Origin of the sequence: Microcystis sp. CS-574, from assembly GCF_028329095.1 — a bacterium.
Classification (GTDB): Bacteria; Cyanobacteriota; Cyanobacteriia; order Cyanobacteriales; family Microcystaceae; genus Microcystis; species Microcystis ichthyoblabe_A.
In genome coordinates this window covers 1-10,844 of sequence record NZ_JAQMSY010000039.1, presented here as the reverse complement: position 1 = coordinate 10,844, position 10,844 = coordinate 1, and the positions used below count along the sequence as shown (strand labels likewise).

The 10,844-nt window shown below is 44.4% G+C and carries 8 protein-coding genes and 1 pseudogene; 8 read left to right on the top strand and 1 reads right to left on the bottom strand.

The window, feature by feature from the left end; genetic code table 11:
* Positions 1 to 735: 735 nt before the first annotated feature.
* A complete protein-coding gene (locus tag PN470_RS02975) occupies positions 736 to 1,599 on the bottom strand; it encodes a WYL domain-containing protein (RefSeq protein ID WP_271936200.1) in 864 nt (287 codons plus the stop codon).
* Positions 1,600 to 1,698: 99 nt separating this feature from the next.
* Between PN470_RS02975 and cas3 the strand changes: the two genes are divergently transcribed.
* From cas3 to PN470_RS02940, 8 genes and pseudogenes are all read left to right on the top strand, one after another.
* Entirely contained in the window at positions 1,699 to 3,864 is a 2,166-nt protein-coding gene (cas3, locus tag PN470_RS02970; protein ID WP_272103609.1) for a type I-D CRISPR-associated helicase Cas3', read from the top strand.
* A gap of 170 nt (positions 3,865 to 4,034) precedes the next feature.
* Complete coding sequence (gene mntA / locus PN470_RS02965; protein ID WP_272103607.1) at positions 4,035 to 4,454, top strand: type VII toxin-antitoxin system MntA family adenylyltransferase antitoxin; 420 nt, start codon at positions 4,035 to 4,037, stop codon at positions 4,452 to 4,454.
* Positions 4,455 to 4,495: 41 nt separating this feature from the next.
* Complete coding sequence (gene hepT, locus PN470_RS02960) at positions 4,496 to 4,894, top strand: type VII toxin-antitoxin system HepT family RNase toxin (RefSeq protein ID WP_002791882.1); 399 nt, start codon at positions 4,496 to 4,498, stop codon at positions 4,892 to 4,894.
* Positions 4,887 to 5,012, top strand: a pseudogene (locus PN470_RS22310) (type VII toxin-antitoxin system MntA family adenylyltransferase antitoxin); the annotation flags it as partial. The gene hepT and the pseudogene PN470_RS22310, both read left to right, overlap by 8 nt.
* Positions 5,013 to 5,293: 281 nt before the next feature.
* Entirely contained in the window at positions 5,294 to 8,737 is a 3,444-nt protein-coding gene (cas10d, locus tag PN470_RS02955) for a type I-D CRISPR-associated protein Cas10d/Csc3 (protein ID WP_272103605.1), read from the top strand.
* Between the two features lie 17 nt (positions 8,738 to 8,754).
* Positions 8,755 to 9,756, top strand: coding sequence for a type I-D CRISPR-associated protein Cas7/Csc2 (gene cas7d, locus PN470_RS02950; RefSeq protein ID WP_271936188.1), 1,002 nt, complete (start codon positions 8,755 to 8,757; stop codon positions 9,754 to 9,756).
* 37 nt (positions 9,757 to 9,793) lie between these two features.
* A complete protein-coding gene (cas5d, locus tag PN470_RS02945) occupies positions 9,794 to 10,468 on the top strand; it encodes a type I-D CRISPR-associated protein Cas5/Csc1 (RefSeq protein ID WP_103112789.1) in 675 nt (224 codons plus the stop codon).
* 9 nt (positions 10,469 to 10,477) lie between these two features.
* Positions 10,478 to 10,844: Uma2 family endonuclease (locus PN470_RS02940; RefSeq protein ID WP_272103601.1), on the top strand; the 367-nt coding region annotated here is incomplete at its 3' end.

Genomic DNA, 10,844 nt, shown 5'->3' with positions numbered 1-10,844 from the left:
TAAAGCAGCTCTAAAGAGTTTTGAGTTAAAAGTTAAACTTCAAGTTTTCATTCAGGACGAATGTACTGATTAACTAATTTTTTGGGGAAAATTAGTTAACCGATCATTATAACATATAATTAATTTGCAAGAGTTCTATTCATAAAATTGCCTTATTCAAAATCGAATTTGGAAAAATGCGATCGCCGCTCTGGTAGGGTGCGTTCCCTAATGTGGTTCCCACTGCTCCACCAATAGATTTTTGGGGAACGCACCATGCACTGAAAACTAGACTATAAGGTAAGTATTTGCAGATCGCTATCTCCGTAGGGTGCGTTCCCTAATGCAACTTCTACTACTCCACCAATAGATTTTTGGGGAACGCACCATGCAGATTGATTGCAGCTGTGGGTTTAAGTGCGATGGCGAAGGCACTGGGTAGCAGTACGCTGATCTTGTCGGTTGAGTTGGCGGCTGTTACCCAACACCCTCAAAACCAAGATTAAATGCAGTAGGATAGACGTTGGATAGATTTTCTAGATGGCGTTGTCAAATTGAAAGATGATCCGAATCAGCACCGGAACTGAAATTACTTTGACTTGCCCTGGGCCAACTTGCCCTGAGCCGAGTCGAAGGGGTCGAAGGGTAGCAAGGATTGCATTGCATCTTTCCCATTCTGATCTGACAACGCCCACTTTCTTATATTTTAAACACCATTTAGTATCGTATCTTGATTCAGCAAGGACGAAAGTCTTTTCAGGACTCGTAGCGTCGATAAAGCCGCTGCACCTTGTCAGAGAAACGCTTGCGGACTTTTTCCGGGGAGATCAACAAGCAATCTTCCCCGTAGGGGAGAATCTCGCGGAAAAACCAGAAGCTACTCGTTACCTGTCGGGTAATCTGCCGGACGAGGGGATCGTTCGAGATCAATTCGTCGGCGATATCGATAGCGGTTTTAGTCCGGTAGGATCGAGCTAATCCATCGAACAGGTGAAACTCGGCCGACACACTATCAAGCTGATTGCGCCATTTGGCCCTAGGGATCGGGGTAATTAAGGAATCGTTGGGGATTCGATCGATCCGTAAACTCCAATTATGGTGTAGTTCGGAAATATCTTGATTTCCCTCGGTTTCCTCGCACCAACAATCGAGATATAAGCGATCCTCGTGACGATTGATAGCGGCATGGTAAAGATGGAATTCCCAGATTCGATCGCCGGCATCCTGATAGGATAACTGAAACGGTTGTTGTCGGAGAATGGAGCGATCGAGTTCCAGTCGCCATGGCGGGGGAGGATTATCGAGGCTGCGTTCTAGCTCTTTCCGTAAGGGTCCCGACAGTTCGCTCCGTTCTAATAGTAGTTTAGTTAGTTCTAGGGCGATGGGGATTTGTCCAGCATCGATGAGAGAATCGATCGCCTGTTGGAGCATCTGCAAGCGATCGGGCTTCCAGTCGTGATTAGGAGCTATTTTAAGCTTATTACGGGCAATTTCTTTGATTAACTTCGATATATTCGGTTTATCTCCCCAAAATAGCCCGAATTCACTGGCAAGGATTTCTAGGGCCTGTTTTTCTTTTTCACTGACCGATAAAGTGATCGATTGTCCTATCCGGCTCATAGTTTATAAGTGTACGGACACTTTTTCTGTTAAGGTACTTGTCTATCCCTATTATCGTGGTTATTATGGAAGATAGCAAGGAGTTACGGACAGAAATTTATGGTAAATTATCAAGTAACGCTCAGGCCAGTCTATTCCTGTCCCGCAGACGAGATACCAGACGGGATCAAGGTTCCGCAAGGATGGCGGTTATCGTGGCATCAGGTGGAGACGTGGAAAGCACTCAACGATCCCGATGTCGCGGTAATCATCAATTCGGCCATGACGGGGGACGGGAAAAGTCTAGCGGCCTACCTGCGAACTTTGCAAGGATATTTCCCGATTATGGGACTCTACCCAACCAACGAACTAGCGCGGGATCAGCGGGGTCAGATCGAGGCATATATTCAACGATTTCAACCAACGGATCAACCCCGGGTCAATCTTTTAACCGGGCCCGAGTTGGAATTGTACGCCGAACGGGATGGGAAAACGAAAGCGATCGCTCTAGAGACTCGATCGAAACAGTCGGAAATTCTCTTAACTAACCCCGATATTTTCCATTATCTGCATCGGGCGGCCTATTTAACCCCCTACGATAACCCCGATCAGCTATGGAACCGGATCGATAAACATTTCGATCTCTTCCTATTCGATGAATTTCACGTTTTCGGCACGCCACAGGTCGCCAGTATTATCAATACCATGCTTCTAATCCGACGGGCCAATCGTGGGAAACGATACCTGTTTTTGTCCGCAACTCCCGACGAGGGTTTACTAAAACGATTGGATAAAGCGGGGTTTCGCTATCGATCGATCGACCCGGTAAGAGAAGGAAAATACCGGTTTCCCGATACCCCAGAAGAGGCCAATTCCCTCGCTCAACAGGGATGGCGACAAGTAACCTCGGAAATCGAGCTATCTTTTATTCCCTTACCGTCGAGTTTTCAAACTTCGGAAAATTGGTTGAAGGAAAATAAAGAGCGAATTTTAGACTATTTTAAGCGATACCCCGGCAGCAAGGGCGCGATTATTCTCAATTCGATCGCTTCGGTTAAACGTCTGCTGCCGATTTTCCGAGAATTATTGGCGACTATCGGTTTAACAGTGGGGGAAAATACGGGTCTTTCGGGAACGCGGGAGAAGTTGGCATCGTTAAATCGTGATCTGGTGATCGGAACGAGTACCATCGATGTGGGGGTGGACTTCAAGATTAATTTTCTCATTTTTGAGTCGTCGGATGCGGGAAATTTTATTCAACGTTTCGGCCGTTTAGGCCGTCACAGCGGCTACGATCGAAAGGGAACGGCGGTAAAATTTACTAACTTCACAGCGATCGCTCTGGTTCCAAAATTTTTCCTAGAACGGTTATTCGAGAAGAAAGACGCACCGTTACAAATCGGGGAACGGTATGACCGAATTCAGCTACAGGAGGCCATCAAGAGTAACTACCGTCATATCAATAATTTCGAGGCTTATTACCAACGTTGGGGAGCGGTACAATCATTTCAACTCTGGTGGAATTTAGGGAGTCCGAAGATCAAATCCCAATACGGGGAAAGTCGCCAGAAGTTTCAACAGGAATGCGAGGAGGTTTTCGATACCAGTTTAAAACGGGTCGCCGGTCGGGTGAAAGGATGGGCCGACGAATGGAAGGAGTTATCGGGGAAAAACGGTAATCCGATTTTCGAGGATGCGTCTAGTTTTCGCGGGTCGAGTCCGTTACTATGCGGGTTATACGATTCGACGGAACCGGAGGAATGCGATCGCTTTAAAACCTACGATTTACCCAGTATTCTCGGTAATCTAGAGGTGGAGGTGTGGAGAAAAGGCGAGTTTAAGCGCCAGATCGAGGCCACGAAAACACCGATCGCGCGCAGACGTTTCGATTATTGTCTCGCGTTTCTGAATTTAAAGGGATATCGAGAGGAAAGGTTAAACTGGCGCTTTACCTACGACGGCGATTTAGGCGAGATCGCCTCCGCGTGGAAAGTACAGGTTTTGACGGGAATCGGTGTTTGGCAGCCGGATAATCCTTGGCTCGATCGAATTAGTCGGGAGTTACGGGATCAGGCTCTGGTTAGCTTCGTTCTTGCCTATCCCGTCGCTGCAGTTCGCCAACGCTTACAACTGCCGATGCACTTCGGTATTTATCCGATTAGTGACGAGAGTAGTATTCATTCTCCCCTGTCACCCTATTCTATCGCGATCGGTCAATCGGCTTTGTTGTTGGATACTCTCGCTCATCGGTTCAAAGGTCAAGGGGGTGAGGTGTGGATCTGTTGATGCCGTTTGAGGCTACCAAGAGATGAGGGAGTCAAAGTGTACGGACACTTTTTCTGGGATTTAGTTGCTCTTTGCTTCCTCCGCGTTTGATAATAGACATAGACAGACGCTAGGGACATCGATCGATATATCCATCGGATTCTTGCCATTTTTTTTGATAGGGGCTAAATATGAATAGGCTAGTAGAAAAAATTACGGCTATTGTCGAAAAACTACCGAATTTAAAACTATTAATTCTCTTCGGTTCTAGAGCGCGTGGAGAGCATAAACCTGATAGCGATTGGGATTTCGCTGTTTTATACAAGGAAAGAAGCGCTCAAAAGGATATTTCGAGTCTATTGAAAATTTATACACTACTCGAACAAGCTTTAGAGATTCCCGAGGACAAAATTGATGTGATTGATTTAAAAGAATGTTCGCCGATCCTCGCTCATTATGTCGCACGGGATGGTCAACTTCTATACGAACGGGAAACGGGACTATTCGAGGGATTTAAAGAAAAATTTCTCATGAATCCTGAAGAATCGAAAGCGTTATACCGTCAATTACGGAATAATCTAGAGATTTCTCTACGAGAAAAAGGAGTGTAAATGCTATTCAACCTCTGATCGCGATAGACGAATTAAACCTCATGAATCAATACCTCGCCGAACTTAGCGAGTACGGTTCGATCACCTTAGAGGATTATCGTACATTAAGAGAACGTCAATTAGCCATAGAAAGGTTAATTCAGCTTATCGTTCAAACTGGCATCGATATCAATTATCAGATTTTAAAATGTTTAGATATCGAGTCTCCGAACAATGCTCGCGACGCATTATTTCAAATCGTAGAACTGGGAATTTTAGAAGAACACCTAGCCGTTCAACTGGCCGAGTCTATTAAATTAAGAAACTTACTCGTACACTTATACAAGAAAATTGATCCCGATATCGTTCATTCCTCGATCGCTAATATTTTACGAGATTATCCCCGCTACCAACGCTCGATCGTTCAATATCTAGATTCCTTGGAGGCAGAAAATGGTTAAAAATACGAAAGAATTGAAAATTATCAATACAATCAATAGAATAACCACGACTGTGGAAAAACTACCGAATTTAAAACTATTAATTCTCTTCGGTTCTAGAGCGCGTGGAGAGCATAGACAATACGAGGCGATTTTATCTCAAACAAATTACCGACTATTTAGGGTTTGCGGCAAAAAGTACGGGCGAAGCATTCGGATAGAAAATCTCCGGTTTCACCGATAAGTTATTGCCCGAATGCTTCGCCCCTACAGGACGCGGGCCGATGAAGACGCAAGGTTTAGAAGCACGATTCTCTCAAAATATTGCACCTGTTTCGCGAGAACAGCCACAAAACCCCTATCTTGCCTACATTTCACATTTATTCAGCAAGCCCTATTTAGACTCTCTAGAGGTGAAAGATGCCTAAAAAACAAAAAAAATTAGAGGAAACGGGACAGTTAAATCTATTCGATAACACTACAGAAATTGAAGATAAAGATCTGGATTTTGAGTTCGAGGATATTGATTTAGAATCTCTTTCTGGCGAAGATTTAGGAATTAGCGAATCGGTAAGCGATCGCCGAGTCGAAACCGTTCGCCAACTGCTAACCCTAAAACTCCTACGGGAGGCGATTCGAGCGGAAAACCCCGACGATCGAGTTATGGCAGATTTTGCCGAAATGGTATTACCCAATTTACTCCGATTAGCGATCGGTGTCACGGCAAAAGGAGGAAATTTCTTCGAGGAAATCGATCGCCGTCGGGAATTAGAGGGAAAAAGCAAAGTTCGACGGGATAACGCGGGCGATCAATCTCTCAATACTCATTTACTTAATGGATTATTTCCCGCTAATCTCATCGAAAAACGACTAGAAAAACTCAATACTACCGTTCGACGGGTAGTAAAGGAATGCGAGCGCAGGTTGGCGATCGCTGGGTTTATTCTCCACGATTTCGAGAAATTCCGCTACTCGCTTTTTCCCGGGATGCCGGCGAAATATATCGAGATTAACGAGGACTTCGATCAAGATATCCGCAAACTATCACGAGAGGAACATCGAGAGATTTTTCAAGTATTGGTTCCCGAATTAGGATTAGATCGCTTTTTATTTTCCGATCAACCAGAAAAATGGACTGAATATCTTGATGATTTGATATATATCGCTAAAAATGCCCAGCGTCGGAATGATACCGATCGAAATACCTCGGAAGATGGGTTAAATACTCGCTTAAACAATAGCGCTCTCGAAAGTTTAACCGATCTTGCCTGTCTAGCCGATCGCCTCGCATCCATTATTAAACACCCCCACGACGCGGAAAAAGCCTCGTTACAAGACCTTTTATACAGCCTCAGCGATGGGGAACTAAAATTTACTTACCACAGCATCGCCGAAAACCGCGGGGTACTGACGAACGTACTTAATAACGCGGTGATGGAAGCACATCAAGAACTAGACTATCAGCCTTTACTTTACCTGCCTACGGGAGTTGTCTATATCGCCCCCAAAAACGCGCCAGAAGTGTCCCTAGAAACCTTACCGAATCGAGTGGTGGACACGATTAAATCCCTCTGTAGCGGTGAATTACAGCGTAAACAAACGGGATTCGGCCGAGATGGCAAGGGGATGAAATACGCAGATTACTACAGCCAATTTTTCGACGATGCCGGGTTAATGCGCGCTGCCCTCAACGCCACCCTTCGCATCCTCGGTGATAATAAAGCGTCCGTGGCCCGAAGTCGCGGCGAAAACCTGATTAAATTTCAACAACAGGGCGTTTTACCGACGGATTACGATTTTCATTGTGAAGATGATATCCGCATCGATCGCCTAGCGGAATTCGGGGACGTGGTGACGCGGAAAATCTGGGGCGATCGCCTGGAAAAAATCGAACAGGCGCGAAAATTGCAGAAAAACTTACCCGCACCGCCGGATTTAGATTTAATTAGCGAGATCGCGCATTATTGGAATCTAGAAAATTATCTGCCACAAATCCGAGCGATCAAGTGTATTAATGAATCGTTAAAAAAACTCAAACTGAAAGGCAATACGGGAGGGGTTCCCTACGAATGGTATTATCTAGCGGCACAATACCTGAAACAGCATCCCGGAATCGAGGATATTAGACCGGTTGCAGAAGATTTAATCGCTTTTCTCGCCGCAAAAATCGCCGCCATAGTTGCGGGATATAACTTACCCGATGGTTGGGAGGATTTGCGAGAGTGGGTTAATCAAGTGGTGCAGTTACCCGGTCGGGAATTGGCCCACTCGATCGAAACCTTCCAGAAAGAATTAAACCACTACAACGCCGCTAAAAAACAAGGTCGCGGCCGTCAACTTCTCTGTTCGATCTCCCATTCTCCCTATAGTGTCAGCGAACAGATGGAATCGGCGGTTCTTTTCACTCCCCAAGTCTATACCAATAAACAAATGCTGGCAGGCTCGAACGCCAAACGAAACATTTCCAGTATCGCGGGAACGGAAATGATGTTGCGTCAGATTCTTATGAATCAAACCCAAGCGGTAGGAAAACGTTTCGAGGACGGCAAATATCGCTATCTGTACTTTTACCCGACCTATTATTTTACTCCCGAAACCAATAGTTTTTTACAAAAAGCCTACGCTAACATCGCTCAAACTCGTTTTGATAGCTCGATAAAGTTGCACTTTGTCGATAAGGATCTAGTCGCTAACTTCGATCGAACCCGTTATCAGAGTGTCGATAGTTTCCTGATCGATGAAAAATTAAGGCAGAAAAAGGAAACAATTAACGAGGAGGAAGATGGCAAAAAAGACCGCACTTTTAAACTATCCTATCCCGAAGATAAACCCCTAACCTTTTATTTTATGGCCCTACCTCCAGGCCGCGATCCCACCGATACGGAATCCTGGGTTATGCCGGCATGGTTAGGATTAGCTTTCCCGATGATTTTAGATGTCAAAACGGTGGTTTCTGAGTCTCCTATTCCTCCCTATCGCGACGGTGCGGAATTTGAAGAGACGGTATTTCTCGACAGTGCGCCCCAAGCGATCCGGTCCTTAACCCGATGCGATCGATTCCGTCTCGATCGAGTCTTGAATCCATGGCAAGATAATGACGGAAAAAAATATTCCGCCCCCTTAAATACCCTAACCGCAGCCTATTCTATTCATTTAGACGTGAACTCTAAGCAGGGTAAGACGGGTTATGATCCCAATTGGGGCAAATTAACGGAACTCGCTATCAATTTAGAAACCAGTCCTCTCTATGTTTTTCATTACCTTAAACAGTGGAAACGGGGCAAAGATGCCGATATACCGAGCGCTAATCGAATCGCTCTGTATCTCTACGATTTTTATCCTTGTTTCGATCCCTATGTACAAGCCAACCGAACCAATTTAACTATCGATATGACAGCAGAATCGCCCTTAAATCACCCGAAAAACTTAACCGAATTGTATCGTCAATTCTATCGAGCTAATAAACGATATAACCCGAAAGCGAACGCAGTTTTAAAACCGATCGATGTGGCCGCCGATACGATTCTCAAAGGAGGAATGTATCAGGGAGAAGCCCTAGTCTCTGTAGTAGCGGCGGAAGTGGCCAGCTTAATGAATCGGGTTCATGCTTCTACAGCAGAAGGTCGCTGGATTCTATCCGATCGAGAACAGGAAAGACAGAAAATATTGTCTTTTGCTCGTTATTTTGTGATCGATGTGTTCGAGGGTTCTTTTAAGGGCGATCGAGCGCGTCTAGCTGGCAGACAATTAAACCTCATTCGCGATACCTGCGAATTTCTTTACCGTCTTGAACAGGACAGAGAAAATCAAGAGTTAAAAGTCCAGGGTCAACCTGTGGATGAAGATTCTGAAAACAATAATTAATTCAAGGAGTACCTACCATGTCTTTACTGAAAACCCTCAATTCTAAATTCTTTCATGGCGAGATTCCCTACAAACCGATGGGAAAATACGTTCACTTTTTGACGATTCGAGTCACAGAATCTTATCCTTTATTTCAAACAGATGGAGAGCTAAATAAAGCTCGTGTTCGTGCGGGAATTGATAGCAAAAAAACGATTAGTCGTTTATCGATGTTTAAACGAAAACAGTCAACTCCAGAACGTTTAGTCGGACGAGAATTACTCCGTAAATACAACATTGTAACTGCCGAAGAATGTGAGTACAATGTAAAATTTGCCATGAATAACGCCGACTGTATTATTTATGGTTTTGCCATCGGTGATTCTGGTTCAGAAAAATCGAAAGTAGTAGTAGATACGGCTTTTTCGATCACACCCTTTGATGAATCCCATGAAAGTTTTACTTTAAACGCTCCCTACGAGAACGGTACCATGGCATCAAAGGGAGAAAATAACACAAAAGTAGGAGAAGTGACTAGCAGGATTAGCCAGCAGGATCACATCCGTCCGCAGGTGTTTTTCCCTAGTATTGTCACTTTAAAAGATCCGACAGAAGCGGGTTTTCTCTATGTTTTTAATAACATCCTGCGTACCCGTCACTACGGCGCGCAAACCACCCGGACGGGACGGGTAAGAAATGAGCTTATCGGTGTTATTTTTGCCGATGGGGAAATTGTTAGTAATTTGCGCTGGACACAGGCAATATATGATCGCCTTCCCGATGAAGTATTACACTCGATCGATCCCTTAGATGAGGATTTAGTTATGGAAAAAGCCACCGAAGCAATACAAGCATTAATGGCGGAAGAATTTATCGTTCATACCGATTTTATCGGGGAAAATTTTCAACCTTTATTAACTGAGGTGAAAACTCTCACGGGTACGGAAGCAGGAATTTTATCGATCTTGAACCAAGCGGATAAGGAGTCAAAAAAATACTTTAAACAATATATCGAGAAAAAGAAAGCCGAGAAAAAATAGCTAATTTCGTCGGGTGGGTGTCGCCCACCCTATCATTATGGTACATATTTATTCCTGTCAATTAGAACTGCACGATAGTCTTTATTACGCAACCCGTGAAATCGGCAGACTCTACGAAAGCGAACCCGTAATTCATAATTACGCGCTCTGTTATGCTTTGGGATTGGTAAATAGCGATAGTTATCGTTACTTCTGTTCCGAACAGATTCCACAGTACCAAGAACATTTAAATCCTCTGAACGAAGAGAAAATTTATGTCACTCCCGCACGGGCGATCGCTCATACGGCGGTTCTCAATACTTGGAAATATGCCAATAATAACTATCATGTGGAGATGGAAAAAACCCAGAAAAATATTCCCAGTTTTGGCAGGGCAAAAGAAATCGCTCCCGAAAGTGTTTTTGAATGTTTTATCATTTCCCATCACCCCCTACAACTTCCTAAATGGATTCGTTTGGGAAAATGGATGAGTAAAGCGGAAGTAAAACTGACAGAACTTTCCCTATCAAAACAAAAAGAGGATTTATTTATCTATCCCTATCCTTTAAATCCTCTCGATGTTATGTTTACCCATCAGGTGATTGGCTACGATGTGATTAATATGCCTCCCATTAGTTTAATCCGTAATGTGAGAATGCGCGGGGAATATTACCAAATAAGCGATCGCCCCGATCTGAAAATTCCCGCTCGATTGTCCTATCACTTCGGTTGAAAATTGACCATGACTCTTATCTCTTCTAAATCCCTCACTTTACCGGAATTTTTCTCGCTAACCGCTCCCGATGGCGATATTACCTATGAATTAGTCGATGGAGAAGCGATCCCAAAAATGTCACCGAAATTCTTTCATTCTCGTTTAACTGGTGCTTTATTTCTCGTACTCGATCGCTGGAATCAAGGACGGGGAGAAGTGGGAATCGAATGGGCAATTATTCTAAGCAAAAACGGTCGAGATTGGTGTCCGGTTCCTGATCTCCTCTACATTTCCCCGGAAAGGTTAGGAGATATTCCCCTCACCGATGAAGCTTGTCCCGTTCCCCCGGAATTAGTCATCGAAATTATCTCTCCGGAACAATCTTTCAGCAGCC